This window comes from Pseudodesulfovibrio sp. S3, from assembly GCF_004025585.1.
In the GTDB taxonomy this organism is placed as follows: Bacteria; Desulfobacterota; Desulfovibrionia; order Desulfovibrionales; family Desulfovibrionaceae; genus Pseudodesulfovibrio.
Genome location: NZ_QTZO01000023.1, coordinates 13,746 through 36,001 on the forward strand (window position 1 = coordinate 13,746; position 22,256 = coordinate 36,001).

The 22,256-nt window shown below is 58.7% G+C and carries 21 protein-coding genes, 1 tRNA gene and 1 other RNA gene; 2 read left to right on the forward strand and 21 right to left on the reverse strand.

The features are described 5' to 3' along the window. Positions 1-94 precede the first annotated feature (94 nt). The 12 genes from DWB63_RS15690 to DWB63_RS15745 form a co-directional block, all read right to left on the reverse strand. Positions 95-2,503 carry an ATP-binding protein gene (locus DWB63_RS15690; RefSeq protein WP_128329808.1) on the reverse strand — a complete coding sequence of 803 codons (2,409 nt, stop codon included), beginning with the start codon at positions 2,501-2,503 and terminating at the stop codon, positions 95-97. A 155-nt stretch (positions 2,504-2,658) separates the two neighbouring features. Continuing rightward, on the reverse strand, positions 2,659-4,299 hold the full coding sequence (locus tag DWB63_RS15695; protein ID WP_128329809.1) for a PD40 domain-containing protein: 1,641 nt from the start codon (positions 4,297-4,299) through the stop codon (positions 2,659-2,661). Positions 4,300-4,434: 135 nt separating this feature from the next. Further along, on the reverse strand, positions 4,435-4,704 hold the full coding sequence (gene fliQ, locus DWB63_RS15700) for a flagellar biosynthesis protein FliQ (RefSeq protein WP_128329810.1): 270 nt from the start codon (positions 4,702-4,704) through the stop codon (positions 4,435-4,437). A 35-nt stretch (positions 4,705-4,739) separates the two neighbouring features. Continuing rightward, positions 4,740-5,507, reverse strand: a complete 768-nt coding sequence (fliP, locus tag DWB63_RS15705) for a flagellar type III secretion system pore protein FliP (protein ID WP_128329811.1) — start codon at positions 5,505-5,507, stop codon at positions 4,740-4,742. Next, positions 5,497-5,844, reverse strand: a complete 348-nt coding sequence (gene fliO / locus DWB63_RS15710; protein WP_128329812.1) for a flagellar biosynthetic protein FliO — start codon at positions 5,842-5,844, stop codon at positions 5,497-5,499. Before fliO ends, fliP begins: the two co-directional genes overlap by 11 nt. A gap of 28 nt (positions 5,845-5,872) precedes the next feature. Further along, positions 5,873-6,439 (reverse strand): flagellar motor switch protein FliN, encoded by a 567-nt coding sequence (gene fliN / locus DWB63_RS15715; protein WP_128329813.1) that lies wholly within the window; start codon positions 6,437-6,439, stop codon positions 5,873-5,875. A gap of 84 nt (positions 6,440-6,523) precedes the next feature. Next, positions 6,524-7,024, reverse strand: coding sequence for a flagellar basal body-associated FliL family protein (locus tag DWB63_RS15720; protein ID WP_128329814.1), 501 nt, complete (start codon positions 7,022-7,024; stop codon positions 6,524-6,526). Positions 7,025-7,100: 76 nt separating this feature from the next. Next, positions 7,101-7,826, reverse strand: coding sequence for an OmpA family protein (locus DWB63_RS15725; protein ID WP_128329815.1), 726 nt, complete (start codon positions 7,824-7,826; stop codon positions 7,101-7,103). Positions 7,827-7,828: 2 nt separating this feature from the next. After that, positions 7,829-8,650 (reverse strand): flagellar motor protein MotB, encoded by an 822-nt coding sequence (locus DWB63_RS15730; protein WP_128329816.1) that lies wholly within the window; start codon positions 8,648-8,650, stop codon positions 7,829-7,831. 30 nt (positions 8,651-8,680) lie between these two features. Continuing rightward, positions 8,681-9,442, reverse strand: a complete 762-nt coding sequence (locus DWB63_RS15735) for a MotA/TolQ/ExbB proton channel family protein (protein WP_128329817.1) — start codon at positions 9,440-9,442, stop codon at positions 8,681-8,683. Between the two features lie 18 nt (positions 9,443-9,460). Then, positions 9,461-10,168 carry a YggS family pyridoxal phosphate-dependent enzyme gene (locus tag DWB63_RS15740; RefSeq protein ID WP_128329818.1) on the reverse strand — a complete coding sequence of 236 codons (708 nt, stop codon included), beginning with the start codon at positions 10,166-10,168 and terminating at the stop codon, positions 9,461-9,463. Between the two features lie 423 nt (positions 10,169-10,591). After that, positions 10,592-11,722 (reverse strand): twin-arginine translocation signal domain-containing protein, encoded by a 1,131-nt coding sequence (locus DWB63_RS15745; protein ID WP_128329819.1) that lies wholly within the window; start codon positions 11,720-11,722, stop codon positions 10,592-10,594. 350 nt (positions 11,723-12,072) lie between these two features. Here DWB63_RS15745 and topA point away from each other — a divergent pair, with 350 nt between their 5' ends. Together topA and DWB63_RS15755 are read left to right on the forward strand one after the other, a co-directional pair. Next, the gene (gene topA / locus DWB63_RS15750; RefSeq protein WP_128329820.1) at positions 12,073-14,484 is read left to right on the forward strand and encodes a type I DNA topoisomerase; all 2,412 of its coding nucleotides are present in this window, start codon (positions 12,073-12,075) and stop codon (positions 14,482-14,484) included. 398 nt (positions 14,485-14,882) lie between these two features. Next, positions 14,883-15,560, forward strand: coding sequence for an RsmG family class I SAM-dependent methyltransferase (locus DWB63_RS15755; RefSeq protein WP_128329821.1), 678 nt, complete (start codon positions 14,883-14,885; stop codon positions 15,558-15,560). Positions 15,561-15,745: 185 nt separating this feature from the next. Here the strand turns inward: DWB63_RS15755 and cysS are convergent, their stop codons facing one another. The 9 genes from cysS to DWB63_RS17435 form a co-directional block, all read right to left on the reverse strand. Continuing rightward, positions 15,746-17,203 carry a cysteine--tRNA ligase gene (gene cysS / locus DWB63_RS15760; protein WP_128329822.1) on the reverse strand — a complete coding sequence of 486 codons (1,458 nt, stop codon included), beginning with the start codon at positions 17,201-17,203 and terminating at the stop codon, positions 15,746-15,748. A gap of 43 nt (positions 17,204-17,246) precedes the next feature. After that, positions 17,247-18,086: a hypothetical protein gene (locus DWB63_RS15765; protein WP_164879919.1), complete on the reverse strand. Its 840-nt coding sequence runs from the start codon at positions 18,084-18,086 to the stop codon at positions 17,247-17,249. Between the two features lie 44 nt (positions 18,087-18,130). Continuing rightward, positions 18,131-19,315, reverse strand: coding sequence for a 2-C-methyl-D-erythritol 4-phosphate cytidylyltransferase (gene ispD / locus DWB63_RS15770; RefSeq protein ID WP_128329824.1), 1,185 nt, complete (start codon positions 19,313-19,315; stop codon positions 18,131-18,133). Positions 19,316-19,397: 82 nt separating this feature from the next. Further along, positions 19,398-19,754, reverse strand: an RNA gene (gene rnpB / locus DWB63_RS15775) — RNase P RNA component class A. 19 nt (positions 19,755-19,773) lie between these two features. Next, positions 19,774-20,505: a C4-type zinc ribbon domain-containing protein gene (locus DWB63_RS15780; protein WP_128329825.1), complete on the reverse strand. Its 732-nt coding sequence runs from the start codon at positions 20,503-20,505 to the stop codon at positions 19,774-19,776. Between the two features lie 49 nt (positions 20,506-20,554). Then, complete coding sequence (locus DWB63_RS15785) at positions 20,555-21,553, reverse strand: Nif3-like dinuclear metal center hexameric protein (protein WP_164879921.1); 999 nt, start codon at positions 21,551-21,553, stop codon at positions 20,555-20,557. Positions 21,554-21,557: 4 nt separating this feature from the next. Then, positions 21,558-21,704 (reverse strand): hypothetical protein, encoded by a 147-nt coding sequence (locus DWB63_RS17370; RefSeq protein WP_164879922.1) that lies wholly within the window; start codon positions 21,702-21,704, stop codon positions 21,558-21,560. 26 nt (positions 21,705-21,730) lie between these two features. Then, positions 21,731-21,806: transfer RNA gene (locus DWB63_RS15790), tRNA-Ile, on the reverse strand. A 40-nt stretch (positions 21,807-21,846) separates the two neighbouring features. Beyond that, positions 21,847-22,256 (reverse strand): hypothetical protein (locus DWB63_RS17435; RefSeq protein WP_206613183.1); only part of this gene is annotated, 410 nt, incomplete at its 5' end.

The window sequence follows — 22,256 nt, forward strand, 5'->3', positions numbered from 1 at the left end:
AATGCATCGTGTTTGTGAGGACACCATGAATGGATTTGGAATGGAGTGCGGGAGGTACGCCTTTGAAAGGAGTCCTCCCGTGACTGTTGTCGGGTTATTTTTGGCAGTCTCCGGGCATGGCGAGCTTGGCCAGTTCCGCCAGGCGCGAGTCCACCTTCCGGTAGAGGGTGCCCGTTGGATATTGGCCGTTTTTCCCGCGCTTGCCGCAGGGCATGCCGGTCAGGATGGACATGGCCTCCTCAATGGTCTTGACCGGGAAGATGTGGAACTTGCCTTCATCCACGGCCTGGACGATTTCGTCCTTGAGCATCAGGTTGACCACGTTGTCCGCAGGCAGGATCACGCCCTGCCTGCCGGTCAGTTTGCGGCGGCGGCAGACTTCGAAGAATCCTTCGATCTTGCGGTTGACGCCGCCCACGGCCATGACGGCGCCGGTTTGCGAGACCGCCCCGGTAAAGGCGTATGAGAGATTGATGGGGGTGTCCGACAGGGCGGAGAGCAGGGAGGCCAGCTCCGCGCCCGAGGCCGAGTCTCCTTCGATGCCCGCATAGGATTGCTCGAAGCAGAGGGAGCCGGTGAGCACGATGGGTTTGTCCTGTGCGAACAGGCGGACCAGGTAGGACTTGATGATCATCATGCCCTTGGTGTGGATGGGGCCGCCGAGCTGGGCCTCGCGCTCCAGGTCGAGGATGCCGCCGTGCCCCACGCCGACCGTGCAGGAGATCTGATGCGGCAGGCCGAATTCATAGTCGCCGAACAGGGTCACGGACAGGCCGTTGGCCCGGCCTATGCCTGTTCCGTCAGTGGCCACCTTGATGACCTGACGGTCGTAGTCGGCCATGAACTCCTCTTCGTAGAGATTGACCCGGTAGTCCTTTGCGGCCACTGCCTTGTTCAGGGCTACCTGGTCTATGACTTTCTTGCCGGCCATGCGGGCCAGGGCCGAGGCCTCGATCATGCGTTCCCGGATGAGCGGGATATAGAGCGAGAGGCGCTTCTGGTCCTCCACCAGCCGCGAGGAGAAATCCACCAGCGCGGCCATGGCCTCACGGGTCAGGGGCAGTACTTTGGATTCTCGGGCGGTCTGGCCGATGATGGAGATATAGTTGCGGATGTTGGCCGCCGTGCGCATGGCCGCGTGTTGCAGATGGGCCTTGAGCTTGAAGTATTTGGCGAACCGGTCGTCATTGTAGAGCAGGAGCTCGTAGTGCTCGTCCGTGCCGATGAGGACCACCTTGAGGTCCAGGTCGATGGGCGCGGGCTGGATGGTGCGGGCGCGGACCTGTTCCGGGTCCACCGGGTCCTCGATCCGGGACTGGTTCGAGCGCAGGGCGCGGAGCAGGCCTTCCCAGGAGCTGGGATTGGAAAGCAGGTCCTCCATGTTCAGGATGAGGAAACCGCCGTTCGCCTCATGCAGGGAGCCTGCCTTGATCAGGGTGAAATCCGTGTAAAGCGCCCCCATTTCGGCCTCGCGCTCAATGGAGCCGAGCAGGTTGAATGCAGTGGGGTGGTCTTCCACCACCACGGGAGCACCCTTGGTCTTGCCGTTGTCCACGAACAGGTTGACCTCGAACCTGGTGAAAAAGTCCTCGCCGGTGGGCATCCCCTCGGGCATGAGTCCGGCCAGGGAATTGTCACGCGGCATGAATTGGTCCACGTTGTCCACCACTTCACTTACCAGATCTTCGAAATAGTCGCTCAAGCCGGGGAAGGATTTGAATTTCTCCATGACCGGGGAGAAACAGTCCTTCATGACCGCCTGGGCCGTTTCGCGATGCAGGGCGGTTTCGGATTCGCGCATGTCCATTTCGTTCTGGTTGATCTGGCGCAGGATGGAGCTGACCCCGGCCAGAAGCTCCTCGCCCTTGGCCTTCAGTTCCTTGCGCAGGGTGGGCTTGAGCTTCTCGAAATCCTTGTCCGAGACCACCTCGCCGTCCACGATGGGCGAGAGGGTGAGTACGCCCTCGTCGTCCAGGCTGAGGGAGAAGTTCTCCTTCTCAGCCGAAGCATCCATCTTGTTGAAGAGGCCCTCACGCTTGGAATTGAATTTCTTGACTATGAGTTCGTGCTTTTTCTGGAATGTGTCTTTCTCGAAGTGGGCCGGGATTTCCTGGCGGACATGCGTGATGGCCTTGGTCTGGGCCAGCTTGAATTTGCGTCCCTGGCCGGCGGGCAAGGAGATGGCTATGGGTTTGTCGCTGTCCTCGAAATTGTAGAGATAGACCCAATCGGCGGGCGGGGTCGCCTTGGCTGCTTCGGGCTTGAGGAATGATTTGACGAAATAGGTGCGGCCCATGTTCGGTTCGCCGGACACATAGACGTTGTGTTCGTTGCCCTTGATCTCCAATGCCAGCGCCAGTGCCTGGATGGCCCGAGGCTGGAGCTGGGAATAGACGTTTTTGGCCGGGATGTCGGCGCTGGTTTTATAGGGGATGCTGGTCGGGTCCAGCGTGGCACGCAGCTTGGAGCCGCTGAGTCCTTTCGGGGGAGTGGTCTTGGTCATTGAGCGCTCATGTGGGTTGGTTGTCTACGGCCTCGGCACCGAATACTGAATCTATGATGTTTCGGCCCGGTTGTCACCAATGGATTGTGCCGGGCAGAAAAAGGGCGGTCCAGCAAGGGACCGCCCACGGTTTCGGTTCCCTTGAAAGATGTTGCTTATCTGCCGTCTGTGGCCATGGATTCGCCAGCGGCCCCTTCCGGGTCGGCGAGTTCCATGGTCCGTGGGTACAGGTTTTTCGTCGGGACGAACTCCGGCACCATAGCCGCCAATTCAGGGTGGCTGAATCGGAACAGGCGCAGGGCCGGGCTGGATTGCCCGGTTTCGTCGATGTGAGTGATGAAGATTTCGGTGTAGGGCGAATTGCCCTTGGAGGCAAAGGCGAGCCAGCGGGAGTTGGGCGACCAGCTGTGCCAGGAGTTCATCAACCCCATGTTGGCCCGGAGCACGCGAGCTTCGCCGCCTTCGGCCGGGGTTATGACCAGCCTGCTGTCCGGCTGGAGTACCAGTCCTGTCTCGCATTGGGTGAAGATCAGCCATTTGCCGTCGGGTGAATACTTGGGGAAGAAGTTGGACATGCCGTTGTCCGAGGCCCCGGCGATGGGCGTTGACTGGCCTCCGTGCCCGTTGTTGAAGGGCACCGAGTAGAGGCTGAACTGAATGGGGTATTTCTTGTTGACGTCAAGGATGGTTTGGGTGGGGTCCTCGCGCTTGAGGTCTCCGGCCTTGATGGCGGCGAGTATTTCCGGTTTGACCATGGCCCGGGCATAGGCCACCCGGCTGCCGTCGGCAGTGAAGGCCGGGTTGGTCTGGATCAGGCTGAGGTCATCGGCTCCGGGCAACGGTGTTACGGTTTTTCGTTCCCTGTCGTACAGGGCGATCTGTCCGGTGGCAGGATAGAACATCTGCGAAAAGTACAAATCATCGAGCATGACAAAGGCCGAGGATTCACCAACCGTTGAGGCGGCGTATTTTCCGTCCGGCGAGAAGGTGGTGAACAGGCCCATGCTGTACTTCGAGGGCTTGGGCGCCTTGTAGGCGTTCCAGGAAATGATGTCGTTGTCGGTGATAGTTACGGTCCTTTCCATGCCCATCAGGGCGTATCCGCCCTTGTCCCCCTTGTAGTCCATGTCCATGCCGTAGGTCTTTCCGTCCGGGGAATAGGCGTGGCAGTTGAAACAGATGGGCTGGTCCTGCAGGACCACGTGCGGTTTGCCGTAGGAGCCGACATCGCCCACCACCATCTGGCTGTCGTGGGGAGCGTCCTTGGCCTTGCGGAAAGGCAGTCGTTTTCTGAGAAAGCCCAGTGGCACGCCCACAGGGTCCTCGGATATGGCAAAGGAGGTTTCCCCCCGGCCGGTCAATGTCGATGCGGAGTCGATGCCCGACACGGTTACCCTGATGGTCCGGTGGCCCGCAGCGGCCTTGATCCGTTCCCACATGGTTTGGTCGGGAATCCAGTACGGCGTATCCATGACCCCCTGGCACACGGGAGCGCCGTCCACGGACAGGGTGATGAGCCATGCCGGGGCGTCGTCCTGCCATCGGAAGAAGGGTGAGGCCGCGTCACTCGGGACCAGGGCGCCGTCAGCGGGTTCGAGTATGGTGAGGGAGGCTGGGGCGGGAATCTTCCGGGTGAGTGAGTCGATCCAGGCTGACAGATCCATTCCTTGCGGCAGGGTGAGCTCCGGCGAGCGGAAAAGCGGGTAGGCCGCGGCCGGTCTGACAACCGTCAGGCACGGGATCAGAAGGAAGAAGAGCAGGACCGGAAGCCGGAGATGCATCAGCCGTGATGTCATGCCGTCACCTGGTTTGAACAAGGTTAATGTTTATAAGGATACATTTAAAAACATTAACCCGCTGTCGGGCCGATGGCAAGAAATTAGCTGGCCCCACTAAGGAGAGGCGTAGAAAGGAATGGCGCTGTAACGCGGCTATTTGATGTAATTGGGCAGGTTGAGGAAGAGGTTCGTTGTGTAGGACATCATTTTGTCCATGATCCATGGAAAGGCGATGAGCAGGGCCAGGAATATGGCGATGATCTTCGGGACCATGGTCAGGGTCATTTCCTGAATCTGGGTGGCTGCCTGGATAATGGAGATGAAGATGCCCACCACCATGCCGATGCCGAGCATGGGCAGGGAGATGATCAGGGTCATCTCGATGGCCTGTCTGGCGAAACCGACGACAAATTCAGGTGTCATGACGCACTACTCCCCGGGTAACACTGTGTGTTTGGTCACTGGAACGTGTTGACCAGCGAACCCACGAGCAGGTTCCAGCCGTCAATCAGGATGAACAGCAGAATCTTGAACGGCAGCGAGATCATGACCGGCGGGAGCATCATCATGCCCATGGCCAGCAGGATGGAGGCGACCACCATGTCAAGAATGAGGAACGGGATGTAGATGAGGAAACCGATGGTAAAGCCGGTTTTCAATTCGGAAATGGTGTAGGCGGCTATCAACATGATGGTCGGAACTTCTTCCTTGTTCTCGGGACGCGGCTCCTTGGTGATCGAATAGAAGATCGACAGGTCTTTTTCACGGGTGTGCTTGAACATGAACGCGCGGATGGGGACCTGTGCCCGGTCCAGCGCTTCAGTGAAATTGATGGTCTCGGCCATGTAGGGCTGCAGCGCGGTGTCGTTGATGCTTTTGCCCACCGGATACATGATGACCAGGGTCATGAATATGGCCAACCCGGCCAAAATCTGGTTGGGCGGCATCTGCTGGGTGCCCATGGCCTGCCGGATGAAATGGAAGACGATGATGATCCGGGTGAACGAGGTCATGGTAAGCATGATCGCCGGGGCCATGGAAAGGATGGTCAGCAGGAACAGGATTTCCAGCAGGGTGGAAACCTCCTGCGGGTCGGCCTGGCCTGCGGCCAGTTCCATGGTCAGCTTGGGGATGACCGGACCCTGGGCATGGGCCAGCACCGGAAGAAACACTGCGGCGAGCGCGATCAGGAGAACCGTCAGCAGTCGATTTCCGTTACGTGTCATCGCGTGCGCTCCTCTTCAGCAACGAGGCAAAGCTCCTGACGGGTGCGGGAGGTTCTTCGTCCGCGTCCGCTTGGGATTCCGAAAGCAGGGTGATATTGTCTTCGGTCACGCCGAGCAGCAGATCCTTGTCGCGGTATCGGATCACGGCCACGGACTGACGGTTGCCGAGCATGAGGCGGCTGAGCAGACGCGGTCCGCTGCGGCCGGAGGTCAGTGCGCCGGGAACGCCGAACCGTTTGAGCAGGTAGTATGCCAGAAAGATGACGCCGAGCAGCAGGAAAAGATATCCGGTCGTGGTCAGGATGGTGGTCCCCGAGTCCACTGCCGGAAGCTGCATGGGAGCAGCCGTCGTGCCTACCGTCGTGCTATCCAAGTTGCTTTACCCGCTCGATGGGACTGATGATGTCCGTCAGCCGGATACCGAATTTTTCGTTGATGACCACGGCTTCACCGCGGGCCACCAGCTTGCCGTTGACGTAGATTTCAAGCGGCTCACCGGCCAGTTTGTTCAGCTCGACGACCGAACCCTGGCCGAGCTGCAAAAGTTCGTTGATCAGGAGCTTGGTGCGGCCCAGCTCAGCCGAGACTTCCAGGGGGATGTCCAGGATGAAATCCAGATCGCGTTTGCCCGAAGAACTGCCAGCCTTGGCGTTCGGCCCCATGTCGGGAAGCTCGTAATCATGGGTCTGAGTGGAAAGGAACGCCTGTTCCTTTTCGTGCTTGATCTCGTCCTGCTCGGTATCGGCCAGGGCCGCAGCCCATTCGTCGGCCAGGGATTCGTCGTCGTGGCCCACGTCCGCAGTGCCCGCTTCCGAAGGATCGGTCACGTTTTCGAGACTCCCCAAGGGATCATCGGAGTCGGTTCCCCCGTCGTCACCGTCCAACAGGGCATCGGCCCATTCCTGAGCAAGTTTATCTTGATCTTCAGCCATGTCGCTCACCTCGCGAAAAACGTTTGTAACCAGAGGGTCCGTCAAAAAAAATGACGGTCCGAAAAGGGATTTGCAAAAAGCGTGCTACTGGATGACCATCTCCGTGATGTAGACTCTGAGCACGCCGCCGTTCCCGATGATCTGGTTGAGCCTGTCCGCGATTTCCTGCTTGAGTTCCATTTTGGCTTTCATGGTGGAGAGGCCTTCGTAAGTCTTGCTTGAAAGGAGCAGGAGCAGGGTGTCTTTGACCTTGGCCTCATACTTGGCCAGGGCCGCCTCCGCTTCGGGATCGCGCACCTCGACCTCGATTCCGAGCTTCAGGTATCTGCGGCCCAGAGGGTCGGCCAGGTTGACCAGGAACAGGGGCAGAGGCACGAGTTTACCTTCCAGGTCCTCGGTGGGCTTGCTCGCATCGGTCGAAGCCGCGTCATTGGCGGCCGAGTCTTCTGCCGGAGCGGCAATGAACATGGTGTACCCGAAGTACCCGCCAACTCCGAGTACCACAAGCACCACGGCGATGATGATCCACTTGAGCATCCCGCCTTTCTTTTTCCCTTCTTCTTGCGTCAGAGCTTCTTCAGCCATGGCGGCCACCTTTCTTAATGTGTGTTGCTATTTTTATATATCGTCAATCGGGTCAATTTTCCAGATAAAGTTTAGACTACTGGTAGCCGCCGATGGGGCGAGCCGTCTTGAGCAGAATCTCCACCCGGCGGTTCTTGGGTGATGTTACCGGTCGGCCCAGGTCGTTGATCACCGGGAAGGCATTGCCGTAGGCGGACAGGGTGAACCGTTTGCTCGGAACGCCCAGGTCCACCAGGAAGGCAAGCACGGTCAGTGCGCGGTCCCCGGACAGGGCGAGCGAGTTCTCGGCACCGTCGGACGCATCGGTGAAGCCCGCCACATTGATGGGGGCCTCGGTCTGGGTCATCATGGGCACGAGCCTGGACATGAGGAATTTCCCCTGCTCGGAGAGTTCGGAGCCGCCTGCATCGAACAGGATTTCATCGGTGAAGACCAGGGCTACGCCGTCCTGTTTGGCCAGCACGTCGAGATTGTCGTCAAGGTCGGCTTTCTTGATCTCGTCGGGCAGGATGTCGTCAGGGAAGAGCAGGTCCTTGATTCGCTGTTGCTTGTCCAGGACTTCCCAGGGCTTTTCCATGAGTTCGACCACCATCCGTTCCTTGGCGTTGACTCTGCCTGAGCCGCGTCTTTCCAGCAGGCCGAGGTCCGCCGTGGTCAAGGTGACCGTGGTCAGGATGGCGTTGTCCATGGAGGCCATGGTCAGGAGCAGCACGAAAAAGGTGAGCAGCAGGGTCATCAGATCCGAAAAGGTGATCAGCCAGAGTGCCAGGGGCGGACATGGTGCTTCTTTCTTTTTAGCCATGGCTATTGCAGTTCCTTCGGCGTGGATACGTCGAATTCGAAGCCGTCCACGGTCAGGGTGTCCTTGCGTTCCTTTTCCTGAGGCATGGTCTCGACGATCCGGTCGCCCAACCGGCTGGAGCGTTTGTCCAGCACGATGTCAACGCGGCGGTTGCGGCTGCGGTTCTCGGCCGTGTCGGGCGGATAGTGGGGCCGATATTTGCCGAAGGCCTCCATTCTGACCATGTCGGGACTCATGCCGTTGTCGAGCAGGTACTGATAGATGGTCAGGGTCCTGTTCAGGGATATCCGCCACGAAAGATCGGGGTTCTCTTCGTCGTTGCCCGGTTGGTAATTCAGGCCCAGCTCATCGCGCAGGTCCGAGGTGTGCCCGGCCAGGAGCAGGGGGTAGCGCACCTGCATGAGCAGGGGCAGGAATCGGTTCAGGGTTTCCAGGCCCTCGGCGCTCAGCGTGGTGCCGTCCGGCCCGAACAGGAGCCGGGCGTTGATGGAGAGAATCTGGACGAAGCGGCTGGAGCTGAAGTTGATGTCATCGTCCATGTTTTCCCATTTCAGGGACTGGAGCGGTTCCAGATCGCCGGTGTCGATGGGGCCGGGTTCAACGGTCTTTTTGGTGTCTTCCTTGGAAAAGACATCGTAGCTGGCCTGGTTGAAGCCGAAGGTGCCGATGATGGAGCCGAGCGCCACCAGCTTCCTGCGCTGGTCCACGGTGGACATGGAGACCAGGAGGATGAAGAAGGTCAGCATGAGCGTCATGCAGTCCGCGAACGTGACCATCCAGAGAGGAATTTCTTCGCAGACTTGTTTTTTCTTCTTCTTGGCCATGACGCGCCCCCTGGGGCCGGTCTGAAACGGTTAATCGGAAACGATCCTGTCCTTGGGGGGCAGGTAGCTGTTCAGCTTTTCCTCGATGATGCGCGGGTTTTCTCCCTTGGAGATGGACAGGATGCCTTCCATGATCATCTCCCGCAGCAGGACTTCTTCCTTGCTGCGCGCCTTGAGCTTGCCCGCCATGGGGAGGAGGACGAGGTTGGCGATGATGGCACCGTACAGGGTGGTCAGGAGGGCCACGGCCATGGCCGGGCCGATGGAGGACGGATCAGACATGGTCTGGAGCATCTGCACCAGGCCGATGACGGTGCCGATCATGCCCATGGCCGGGGCCAGGGTGCCCAGCGCGGACACCACGTCCGCGCCGGTCGCATGCCGTTCGGCGAGGTAGGAAATTTCGGTCTCCAGGATCTCCTGGATGGTCTGCGGTTCCAGTCCGTCCACGGTGAGTTGCAACCCTTTGCGCATGTAGTCGTCCTCGATCTCCTTGATCAGCGGCTCCAGGGAGAGGATGCCCTCACGGCGGGCGCGGTTGGCGTAGTCCTTGAACCGGTCAATGACCTCGGAGGGCGCGTCGAGACTGGTGAAAAAAGTGTTCTTGATGACGCCGATGACGCCGATGATGTAGTTCATGGGGTAGTTGACCAGCCCTGCACCGATGGTGCCGCCCACAACGATGAGCAGAGACGGCACGGAAACGAAGATGATCAGGCTTGAGCCTGTCATGATCGCCGACAACACCAGGCCGAACGAGAGAACGATGCCGATTATGGTTCCCAGATCCATGCTTACTCTGCCTTCTTCTTATCCTCTCGGAGGTCTCACTCCGAAAATACGTGTTCCGATACGCACCAATGTCGCCCCTTCCAGTACGGCCGGGACAAAATCGCCGGTCATGCCCATGGAGAGGTGCGGCAATTTGGTGCCCAACTGTTTTTCCAACCCATCCTTCAGTTCCCGCAGGCGGGAAAAAACCGGTCGCGCGCGCTCAGGGTCGTCGAAAAAGGGCGGCATCGTCATCAATCCGACAAGGTGCACACCGTGCATTCCCATTATCTCATCGGCCAGTTGATGCAGGTTTTCCTCTGAAATTCCGGACTTTTGAGCTTCCCCTGAGATATTCACCTGAATGAGGATGTCCTGAACCACATTGAGGCCTGCCGCCTTTTTATGCAATGCCTGGGCCAGGTTACGTGAATCAACGCTGTGCACCAGCTCGAAATTTCCGGCCACGAACTTGGCCTTGTTCGACTGCAGGCCGCCGATGAAGTGCCAATTCACCTCCAGATCGGTCAGTTCCTCCTGCTTGCCCAGGGCCTCCTGTACATAGTTTTCCCCGAATTCCGTCTGTCCTGTTTCGGCCAGCGCGCGTATGTCCGAGGCCGGATGGAGTTTGGACACGGCCACTAGCGTCACCTCTTCGGGGTCGCGGCCTGCCCTGGCAGCGGCCTCGTCCAGCGCCGCTTTCAACTCAATCATTCTTTCGGCCAATTCCGTTTTTCTGTTGCTCATTGCTTTTCTATAAATCCTGGCCGTTTGACTCATTGTTTCTTATCGGCCTGATCTTTAATTAGTTTAATGAATTAATGATGATTCTTTGTCGCTCAAATCATGTCATGTTGTATATCACGATTTGGCATGACGTAACCACCCGAATTTTCGCCCAAAGTGATTGCGCCGGAAAAATACAGTGTTATCCGAGTGTTAAATCTAGATTAAGTCTATAAATGATTCGGGGTGAGCCGGGATGAGGGTGATGGGGGGGGGCGTGGTCGGATCGGGCGGATCAGGTTTTGTGCTCCGCCCTGCCCGGTCCGGGCCGAAGGAAGGAGCGCGTTCCCAGTCGGGGAATCGTGCGCTCTTTTTCCTCCGGCCGGTGGATGCCGGGTGATTTCCCGGCTCCTTTTCAAGGGGCGGGGAGACGGAGAACGGCTGTTAGGCCGGGGTGACTATGGAATGAACGGTGCGAACGAATTCGCTTTCACCCCTGGAGGCGAGGGTTTCGTACAGGCCCATGGCGGTCGCCTGGGAGAAGACGTAGTTGCGGAACTGGTTGAAAGGTTTTTTCTTGAGATCGTTCTGGCTGATGCCGTAGTCGCGGACCGCCACCTTTTCCATGACCGGGAAGAGCCACTGGGCTGCAGGAACTGTCAGTACCCAGTCGTGGTCGCCGAGATGGGTGACGAATCCTTCCTGACGGCGGGGCAGGGGCAGGGTGGCTGCGTCAGGGGCCAGGAGTCCGGCCTTGACCGGATCGACGCCCGCGATGATGGATGCGGCCGTGAGCCAGCCGACCACCTGGGCTTCGTCAGCAGGGGTACGCGGATGGTTGTGGGCACATGCCTGGGCCACGCAGACTTCGGCGGGCAGGCCTCGGACAATGGATTCGGCAACGCCGAGGACATGGTGCTCGCCGGTTCCGGCAAGGGACAGTTCGGTGCGGGATTCACCGTTGGCATCCCACTGGAATACCCACGGCTTGTGCAGGTCATGCAGCAACTGGGCCGCGATAATGACATCGCGGTCGAGCATGTAATCGTAAACGACGCGGTAGTTGTCATACAGGGCCAGAGACATGCGCACGTTCAGGTCGGTGTGCGTGACCAGTCCGCCCGGATAGGAATGGTGGCTCTGGTAGCCGCTGCCCGGAGCGGACCGGAACGGCTGCGGTGCCTTGGTGCTGCCGGCGGACTGCGGCAGGAAATCGGCTTCCTTGACGTCCTTGAGAAGCCCTTTGGCGGTGAGCTCGCTGTAGACGGCCTTTTTTTCGGAGGCACCCAACCCCTTTGTCAGTGTCGGGGCAGGGGTGTCCAGAATTGCTTCCACCCGGTTGCGTATTTCCGGGTTGCGTATTTCGGCGGCAGTCATGCGGATGGATCGCCAGGAAGCGGATACAGGGCCGGAGGCATCGGCCATGGCGACCGGGCCCATTTCCAGACATTCGGCCAAAGAACGGGTGGCCGGTGCGGAAAATGCCGGGGCAGGCAGGGCGGTGACAGCGGCGGCAGCACCGATAATGGCACCGAGTTTTAGAAAGTCGCGGCGGTTGATCTGGTCAGAGGACATTTTTACTCCTTTAAATCAGGTGGTTGTGTTGTTGCCCTCTCCTACTTGAATTGCCTAAGCGGTACCCGACGGCGATGTGAAGGAATATGTCCGATGTGTTAATAATGGTGACAGGGAGGAGAATAACCGCTGATTTCGTCCATTATCTATATATAGAGGGTTGACGACATACCCGATAAACGTGCATACACCGCCAACACTGTCCGGTTCTGGTTTCGAGTTGTTTTGAAGTCGGAAACCCGGTAGGAATAATCGGAAATAATCTAGCAGTCTGTTCAAGAACTCACGAGTGCCGAGAGGAAAAAGTTTGCAATCGTGCGTTTTTGAAGAGGCTGATATGAGAACCAATCATGCCAAAAGATCTGATCATCGTTGAGTCCCCTGCCAAAGTGAAGACCATCTCCAAGTTCCTGGGTAAGGATTACATGGTGGATGCCTCGGTAGGCCATGTGCGAGACCTGCCCACCCGCGATCTGGGTGTGGACGAAGAGAACAATTTTGCCCCGCATTATGAGGTCATCCAGGGCAAGGAAGACGTGGTAAAGCGGCTCAAGGCCGCAGCCAAGAAGGCGGGAGTCATCTATCTGGCCCCCGACCCCGACCGCGAAGGGGAGGCCATTGCCTGGCACGTGGCCGAGCTTTTGAAGCCGGTAAACGACAATATCAGGCGCATCCAGTTCAACGAGATCACGGCTCGGGCCGTCAAGGAAGCGTTGGAGAACGCGCAGGAACTCAACGAGAACCTGTTCAATTCCCAGCAGGCCCGTCGCATTCTCGATCGGCTGGTGGGTTACAAGATTTCCCCGATCCTGTGGAAGAACGTAAAGCGGGGCATTTCCGCCGGGCGGGTCCAGTCCGTGGCGCTCAAGATTCTGGTGGAGCGCGAAAAGGAACGCCGCGCCTTCAGGGCCGATGAATACTGGCCCTTCAAGGTGCTTCTGGAGGGGGCCAACCCGCCGCCGTTCTGGCTGGACCTGCACAAACTGTCCGACAAGGCGGTCAAGCCCGGCGCCAATCATATCGGCACCCAGGAGCAGGCCGAGTCGTTGCAGCAGGCATTGGAGAACGGGCAGTTCACGGTTGACTCCGTGCAGGAGAAGCAGCGTGAACGTTCTCCGCTGCCGCCTTACATCACGTCCACCCTGCAACAGGATGCCAACCGGCGCATGGGCTATTCCGCCAAGCGGACCATGTCCATTGCCCAGCGGTTGTATGAAGGCGTGGATCTGGGCAGTCGCGGTACCACGGCGCTCATCACCTATATGCGTACCGATTCCGTGCGCATCGCCAAGGAGGCCCAGGACGCAGCAAAAGGGTTGATCCTGGACATGTTCGGCGCGGATTACTATCCGTCCAAGACCCGAAATTTCAAGACCAAGGGCAGTGCGCAGGACGCACATGAAGCCATCCGCCCGGTTGACGTGACCATCACGCCCGACGACATTAAAAGCTATCTGCCCTCCGAACAGCACAAGCTCTACCGGCTCATCTGGCAGCGGTTTGTGGCCTCGCAAATGGCAGCGGCCTCTTTTTGGGATACGACCGTTCTTGTGTCCGCACCGAATACCGTCTGGCGCGCCAAGGGCGAACGCCTGCTCTTTGCCGGTTTTCTGGCGGCCATGGACAAGGTCAAGACAGAGGACGAGGCCGAACTGCCCAAATTGACCGAAGGCGAAGTCCTGAAGCTCAATGAGCTGAAAAAGGAACAGAAGTTCACCCAGCCGCCGCCGCGTTATTCGGAGGCATCCCTGGTCAAGACCCTTGAGGAACTGGGTATCGGGCGACCCTCCACCTATGCGGCCATTATTTCGACGCTGTTGGACCGCGAATATGCCCGCCAGGAAGAAAAGCGGTTCGTTCCCTCCGAACTGGGGTTCACCGTGTCCGACCAGCTGTCAGAGCATTTCGAGGCACTCATGGACGTGGGGTTCACCGCCAACATGGAAACCATGCTCGACGATGTGGCAGACGGCAAAAAGAACTGGGAAGAACTGCTCAAGGGATTCGGTGAGGATTTTTATCCTACCCTGGAGAAGGCGCGGACAGCGATGGGGCGCTCCCAGCAGACGACCGATATCATGTGCGAAAATTGCGGCAAACCCATGGCCGTCAAGTTCGGCAAGACCGGCGAATTTCTGGGCTGCACAGGGTTTCCCACTTGCCGGACCATCAAGAATTTCACCCGCGACGAGGAGGGTGCCATCCAGGTCGTGGAACGTGAAAAGCCCGAAGAGACCGGGGTGGTGTGCGAAAAGTGCGGCCGTCCCATGGCCATCAAGCAGTCCCGCCGTGGCGAATTCCTGGGCTGCACAGGCTATCCGGATTGCAAGTCCATCGTCAATTTCACCCGCGACGAGAACGGCATCATCCAGGTGGTCGAGTCCGAGAAGCCTGAAGTGGTCGGCTCCTGCCCCGAGTGCGGCGGCGAGCTGCTCCTGAAGAAGGCGCGCACCGGCTCCCGGTTCATCGCCTGTTCCAACTACCCTGACTGCACCTATGCCGCGCCGTTTTCAACCAATGTCCCCTGCCCCAAGGAAGGGTGCACCGGTGAGTTGGTGGAGAAGTCATCGCGCCGGGGCAAGCTGTTCTATTCCTGCTCCGAGTATCCCAAGTGCGACTATGCGGTTTGGAATTGGCCTGTCAGCGAGCCATGCCCCAAGTGCGAACATCCGATCCTGACCCGCAAGACCACCAAGGACAAGGGCGAACATCTGGCCTGCCCCAAAAAGGGTTGCGACTTCACCAAGCCTGTTGAGGAATAAATGACGGCTTGGGATAGCGGGCCATCTGCACATTTTTCGGGCACGGTTTAATCCTCACCGTAGCTAGGCTACGCCTCCGGTTAAACCGCACCCGAAAAATGCACATCTGACCCACTCTACCAAGCCTCCAGTGGTCGGGGAGGGAGAGCCTCTGTTGTATGCCTTTGGCATCCAAGGCGCTCCATGTGTTGGTGAGCTGTTGTTGTATGCCTTTGGCATCCAAGGCGCTCCATGTGTTGGTGAGCTGCTGTTGTATGCCTGTGGCATCCAAGGCGCTCCAGGGTGGTTGAGAGGGGAAGGGCTTTTTGCTGCTTCCTTTTGTAGAGTTCAGGAGAGAGGGTGAGGAGAGTTGTTGCTTCACCCTGTTGGTACTTTATAAAGAATGGTAGTTTGTTGTCATGGCGAATGCATCTCCCACCAATGTTGAAATATTCGTGGCTGCAAAGAAGCTGGGGCGTGCCGTTGAAACGGATCAGGCCGAGCTTTTGGCCGGGTATCTGGGGCAGTTGGTCAAGTGGAACCGGAAGATGAACCTGGTGGGGCCGTCGGATTGGCGGACCGTCTTTGACACCTTGGTGGTGGATTCCCTGTTTCTGGCGGATTTTCTGGCCGGGCTGAAGCTTGCGGACAGGCCGCTGTGTCTCGATTTCGGGGCCGGGGCCGGTCTGCCGGGCATTCCTCTGCGCATGATCTGGCAGGAAGGCGACTACTGGCTGGTGGAACTCCGTGAAAAACGGGCCATGTTCATGAAGAGCATACTCGGAAGGCTGAATCTGTCCGGCACCAACGTCTTTCACGGCAGGGCCGAGGAGGTCCTGGGCCGGCTGAAAAAGAACGGTGCTGAAGCCACTGCCGATCTGATCCTGAGCCGCGCCTTCATGCCGTGGGAAAAGCTTCTCGATTTCATCCATCCCATGCTCCGCCGCGATCCTGATCGGATCGGTGTTGCCGTGATTCTGTCCAATGACCCGCCACCGGACACCGCAGTTATCCCCGAAGGGTGGGAACTCGGTGACGTGGCCAGCTACCCGGCGGCCGGGAGCGAGCGATACTTCTGGTCCCTCAGGGCGGAATAAAAGCCGCTGTCCGGAGGAGACAACAAAGCCCCGACTCGTCAGAGCCGGGGCTTTGTTGTCGGCAAACTCCGCAAAGCGGCACCAAAAAGCTTGGGAAAAGGAGGGAATGGGGTTCCGGGGGAAGGAGAGGAAAGACCCTTTTCAAAGGGTTTTTCCTCACCTTCCCCCGGTCGCCGGAGGCATCCCTACAACACGTCCCAGGTCGCGCCCTGCGGTGTGTCCTTGACCTCAACCTGCATGGTGGCCAGCTCATCGCGGATGGCGTCTGACTTTTCGAAATCCTTGTCCGCGCGGGCCTGTTTGCGGGCATCCAGGAGTTCCTGGACCTTGGCCGGGTCGATGCCGGCCCTGGCAGCGCGGTTGTCGCGCAGCTCCGTCAGGAAATGTACCGGCTCGCGTTCAAAGATGCCGAGGATCTTGGCCCAGTCGGCCACATCGGCCTTGATGCGGGTGAAGAAATCGCGGCCGCCTTCGGATTTGCGCAGGTTCTTGTCTTCCGCCACGCGCCCGGCCAACCGGATGGCCGAGAAAACGTGGCCCAGGGCACCGGCAGTATTCAGGTCGTCTTCCATGGCAGCGGTGAAGTGCTTCTCGATGTCGTTCAGTTCGGCCAGCAATTCTTCGGGGAACGGGGATTTCTTCCAACTGGTCTTGGCCAGTTCCGCGTCAATCTGGGCCAGCGCCGAGTAGATGCGTTTGATGCCTTTTTCCGCTTCTTCCAGGGCGTCGAAGGAGAAATCCAGCGGACTGCGGTAGTGCATGGTCAGCAGGAAATAGCGCAGGGTCTCGGGCAGGAACTTGTCCAGAATGTCGCGGATGGTGAAGAAGTTGCCCAGGGATTTGGACATCTTTTCGGAGTTGATCTGCACGAATCCGTTGTGCACCCAGTAGTTGGCGAAGGTTTTGCCCGTGTCAGCCTCGGATTGGGCCACTTCGTTCTCGTGATGGGGGAAGGAAAGATCCTGGCCGCCGCCGTGGATATCCAGAGGCAGGGACGCATATTTTTCGGACATGGCCGAGCATTCGAGATGCCAGCCCGGACGGCCCTGGCCCCAGGGGGACTCCCAGAAGGGTTCGCCCGGTTTGGCGCCCTTCCACAGGGCGAAGTCGAGCGGGTCCAGCTTTTCCTCGCCGGGATCGATGCGCGCACCGGATTCCAGTTCGTCGATATTGCGGCCTGAAAGTTTGCCGTAGCCTTCGAATGAGCGGACCTTGAAATAGACGTCGCCCGACGGCGTGGCATAGGCGTGTCCCTTTTGGATGAGCCGTTCGGTCAAGGCGATCATCTCGGGAATGTGTTCGGTGCACTTGGGTTCCACCGTGGGACGGAGGACGGCCAGTTTGTCCATGTCCACGTAGAACTCGCCTATGAATTGCTCGGCGATGTCGTTGGGCTGCTTGCCCACCTCGTTGGCGCGTTTAATGATCTTGTCGTCGACGTCCGTGAAGTTGCGGATGAAGTTGACGTTGTATCCCGAGTTTCCAAGGTAGCGGTACAGAACGTCGAAGACCACGCTGGAGCGGGCGTGGCCGATGTGACAGAGGTCGTAGGCCGTGATGCCGCAGACGTACATGTTCACGTCATTGCCGTTGGCCGGGATGAATTCTTCCTTCTGTCTTTTGAGCGTATTGTAGAGCCTCATTGAATCACTCCATTTTTATTTATCTGAAATAATTATAACTTGATTAAATTCCATCTCTGGAATCGGTTTCGATCCTGATGTTCAGCAGGCGGAGATTCTCGAAGAGATCCCGGCCCATGAAAAAGTAGAGTACAGGCACGGCCTTCGCAGGCGTGACAGAGGCGGTCATGGAGCCCGGGTCGTTCAGGAAGCGGTTCAGTCCGCGCATGGCGTTCTCTGCCGGGCCGTTTTCCTGCTTGGCCGCGTAGTTGGCCAGACCTTCCAGTTCCGCGCTGATTCTGGCCAGAGTCGTGGTTTCGGACAACCCCATCTTATGGGCAAAGTCAGCGGTCACGAGTTTCATGAAAGAACGGTTGGCAAATTGGAGGGAAGCTTTCTTGATGCCCAGGGCAAAGAGTTGTTCCACCCGGAAAGCCCCCAGCTTCAGGTTGCCGATGGCGCCGGTCAGGCGGACAGCACCCAGTTTGGGATCGTCCAGGGACAATTCCTTGAGTTCAAGGGTATTCGTATCCGGGTCAAATGCATAATCCAGTCTGCCGTTGCCGGACAGGGTCTCGATGCCCAGGCTCTTCAGGTAGTCTGCCCACTGTCCGAAATTCTGCGTCGTGACAGGGATGTTCAGGCCGGTGGCCGAGGCCGTGGCAAAAAACGGGATCGGGTTTTGCTGGTCAAAGGCAGTGATCTGCACTGTGTCGGCCTGGACATGCTGGCCCGAGGGGAAGAGCGCGTCGACCCCGTTCAGGGTCACTGTGTGGTCCAGGATGTTCACGGACAGGTCGGCATAGGAGAAGGCCAGGCCGGGCGTTTCCGCCACGGCGTGGGACAGTTCCTTGTCCACCTCGGAATTGACGTACCATTGCAGTCCGAAAATGCATAAAGCCACGAAGAGGAGAAAAGAGAAGAGAAATTTTAAGAATCCCGACACGGCTACATCTCCCGGAGTCCGGTGACCGAGGCCACGGCCTTGATCCCTTTCTTTTCGCCGGTGAAACCGAGCTTTTCCTCGGTGGTGGCCTTGAAGTTGACCTGGTGCGGTTCCAGTCCGAGCAGGCGGCAGATATTCTTGGCAATCTGTGCCGCATGGGGCGCGAGCCTGGGCACCTGGGTGATGACGGTCAGGTCAACATGCACTATGCGCGTTCCGGCCTGTTCGGCCATGATCAGGACTTCCCGCAGCAGCACGGCGCTGTCGGCGTTCTTGAATTTGGGGTTCGTGTCCGGGAAGTGGCTGCCGATGTCCCCGCCTCCAAAGGTGCCGAGGATGGCGTCGGCCAGGGCGTGCAGCAGCACATCCCCGTCCGAGTGGGCCACGATGGTCGGACCGCCGGGGATGGGCACGCCACCGAGTACGAACGGACGGTCATTGTCTCCGCCGAAGCGATGGACGTCGTATCCCCAGCCTACGCACGGGGTCGGTGTTTTTGTCTCTTTCAGACGTTTCAGGTCTTCGGGGACCGTAATCTTGATGTTGGCCGCCTCGCCCCGGATGACCGTGACAGGGGCCAACCGCTCCACCATGGAGGCGTCGTCGGTGACTTCCCATCCTTCTGTATCGGCGCGGTCGTGCGCTTCCCTGAGAATCCGGGCATCAAAGGCCTGGGGTGTCTGCACTGCAGCCAGTTCCGCCCGGTTCAGGGTTTCGGTCACGGTGCTGCCGTCCACCCGTTTGACGGTATCCGTCACCGGGATGGCGGGAACGACACCCTGAGCGCCTTCACGAAGGGCATCGATAAGGTTGGTGATGATGCGGGCGGAGACAAAGGGCCGGGCCGAGTCGTGAACCAGCACGCCTTCGCACTTTGCCGGGAGGCCGCTCAGGGCGTTGCGGACCGAGTCCTGCCGCCTGGCGCCGCCGGGCACCACCGTCCACTTCACGCCGAGGTCTTCGGCCTTGAAATACTGCTTGAGCCGCTTTTCCATGGATGGGGTATCGTCGGGAGGAAAGACGAACACCAGTCCGTCGATGGCCGCCACCCGCGAGAACGTCCGGGCGCAATGCCAGAACAGGGGGGCAGCCTTGTACTCAAGGTATTGTTTGCGCTCGCCGCCAACGGCCTCGGCCAAACGTGTGCCCGAGCCTGCTGCCAGGATGATGCCCCAAATATTGTTCATCGTGCGGTCCATGCGTCAACCTGTACGGTTATTGAAAAATGGCCGCACGGGGGAGGGGGTGCCTCCCCCGCGCGGTATAGCAAGTTGGAGCCGATCATAAGCCGGGTCCTGTTCCCCTTTCGGGGTGGTCATCATTCATCTAGACCGGCTGTTACCAGCCGGTTCAAGCAACCAACCCGACAGCTCGACCGGGCCGGTCTCAAACGCTGTCCTATTCGGTCTTGCTCCGGACGGAGTTCACCTGGCCTGCCGCGTCACCGCGACAGCCGGTGGGCTCTTACCCCACCGTTTCACCCTTACCTCCGGTTTCCCGGAGGCGGTCTGCTTTCTGTTGCACTTGACGGGGATCACTCCCCCTGGGGGTTACCCAGCGTCCTGCCCTGCGGAGCCCGGACTTTCCTCCCCGATCAATGATCGCGGCGATGACCTGTCCGACTCCAAACTTGTGTTTTCTCGGTCTATTCGGCTGTTTCCGGTTCCAGGTGAGCCTGCCAGTAAATCAGCCTTTGGCAGTTGGGGCAGCTCAGAATCTGATGCCCTTTCTGCAAATCGTTGTAGGACTGCGGCGGAATCATGATGTTGCAGCCCTTGCACACACCCCCGGCCACCGGCACGATGACCGGATTTTCCATGCGCTCGCGAATGAATTCGTAGCGGCCCAGGATCGGCGGCGGCACGGCTTTGCAGGCCTTTTTGCGCTTGCGGTTCAGGCTGTCCAGTTTTTTGTTGGCCTGGGCCAGACGTTCGTCCAGGGTGGTCTTGAGGGCACTGTACTGCTCTTTGACTCCGCTTGTTTCCTGGTTCAGGGCTTCCGTGGCTTCGTTCTGGCGCAGCAGTTCTTCGCGCACGGCTTCCTGTTCGTCGTCACGCATACGGTTGAGCTTTTCCAGAGAATCCATTTCGCGCATCATTGCGTGGTATTCCTTGGTGTTGCCGACCATCATCAGCTTGTTCTTGGATTTCTTGATCCTGCCGGCGTCTTCTTCGATCTCGACAGCCAGTTTTTTCTTCTGTTCTTTGAGGATGCTCAATTTTTCCTCAATCTGATCGCGGCGATCATTGAATTTGCCCATCTGGGCCTCAAGGTCCAAGAGCTCCTTGGGGGCCTGTTCGATTTCGTCCCGGATGGTGAGGAGATCATCGTCAACTTCCTGAAGGACTATCAATTGTTCAATCTGTTTCTGATACATGGGTTAACCTCTCTATCTATTAGAAATCACGAAAAAGTATTTCCATTCGTTATCTTGATACGTGCACCCTGAAAGGGTCCAGGCCTTCGAAGAAGCGCACTTGTGCATCAGGCATTGCCTCTTGGAGTTCCAAGGAAAAACGGCGCATCATTTCCTCTTCCAACGAAAAATGTCCTGCATCCACCACGCAGACGGGTGTTTCCACGGCCGGGTGGTACTTCATGTCCCCGGTAATGAACACGTCTGCACCGGCCTTGGCCGCGCGGTCGATGAGTGACGACCCGGACCCGCCGCAGTAAGCCACTGTGGAGACTTTATCGGGTTCAGGGCCGGAGACCAGCAGGGCGTCGCGCTTGACGAGCGGGCCCAGGATATCCATGAACCCGTTCCAGGTCAGGGGGGCGGGCAGGGTGCCGACCTCGCCGAAGCCCACCTCGCGTCTGGGGGCGGTCAGGGAGCGCAGGTAAAACAGGGGCCGCCTGCCCACGGAAAATTCGATTTTGTCCGCCACCGCGTTCCAGTCGACCTCGTCGCAGACCACCCGCACTTCGCCGGTGCGGCTCTGGGAGACCGAATGCACGCCGTCGTGGTTGGTCCAGATGTCGGCGGCTTCGCGGGAGATGGGGTCCTCCAAGTAGAACGAGGCCTCTACGGGCGCGCGTCCGTGTTCGACCTCAAGGAGGCGTTTGTCCTCAAGCCCCAGGCTCTCTCCCAGCCAAAAGGCCGGACCCGAGGGTCGGGTGTCCAGGGAGGTGTGGGCGCTGTAGAGCCAGGCTCCGGCCGTGATGACCTGGCGCAGTACATCCAAATACATGCCGTCGCTGTCGGGAGCCTTGGGTTTCATGTACAGCGGGTGGTGGGTGATGATGGCACCGGCTCCCCATTCAAGGCATTTCGACAAGGCCGCAGGCGTCGGTTCCAGGGTCACGGCCACACGATCCGTTGCTTCCACCGTGCCTGCGATCTGCACGCCGCTGTTGTCCCAGGAACTCTGGTTGTCCTCAGGGGCGCATTTGCGAAATATCGATAAAATATCTTTAATTTTCATATGGTTACGCCAGATTGCCATAAAGAGGATGCTCCCGTAGGGTTTCCCCCTCGGGAGCATCTTTTTCCTCTTCGATTACCCGGCCTTCGGCCTTTGCGGGAAATTTCAGGATATATGCGTTGAACTGTTGTCCGGTATCAATCTTGATCAATCACGTCCTCCCGGTAAGGGGATCGTTGGTGGGCCAGCCAGGATTCGAACCTGGGACCGACCGGTTATGAGCCGGTGGCTCTGCCAACTGAGCTACTGGCCCATTGTGGAGTCCGGTACCATAGTCGTGAGTGGATGAGGTGTCAAGTGGGAAGAGGCTTGGAGAAGGGGGGATACATTTTTCTGGTTGCGCCCGAGCCTTGTTGGAGTGACGTTGCACTGGCTTTCGCTTTTGGCAGCGGGCCTTGAGGAATAGGGAAGGCCGCCCAAGGGGCGGCTTTTTGTTTGGGATGCGCGCCTTTGGCGCGAGAGGCATTGTTTGGGGCTTGCCGCCCTAAAGGCATTCCATGTCCTTCTTCGCGGATGTGTGCGTGTTCCCCTTGCAGCAAGTCTGAAGAAGAGCCGTCGCTCATCGCTCCTCCATGTTTTTTTTTCTGCCCTCCCGGCGGGGTTCTTTTTTGGCTGAGCCGCCCCAAAAAAGAACCAAAAAAATGCGGCTTTGGATTTTGGCCGCCCGGTGATCGGCGGCGAGAAGCTGATCGATTCGGGGTGG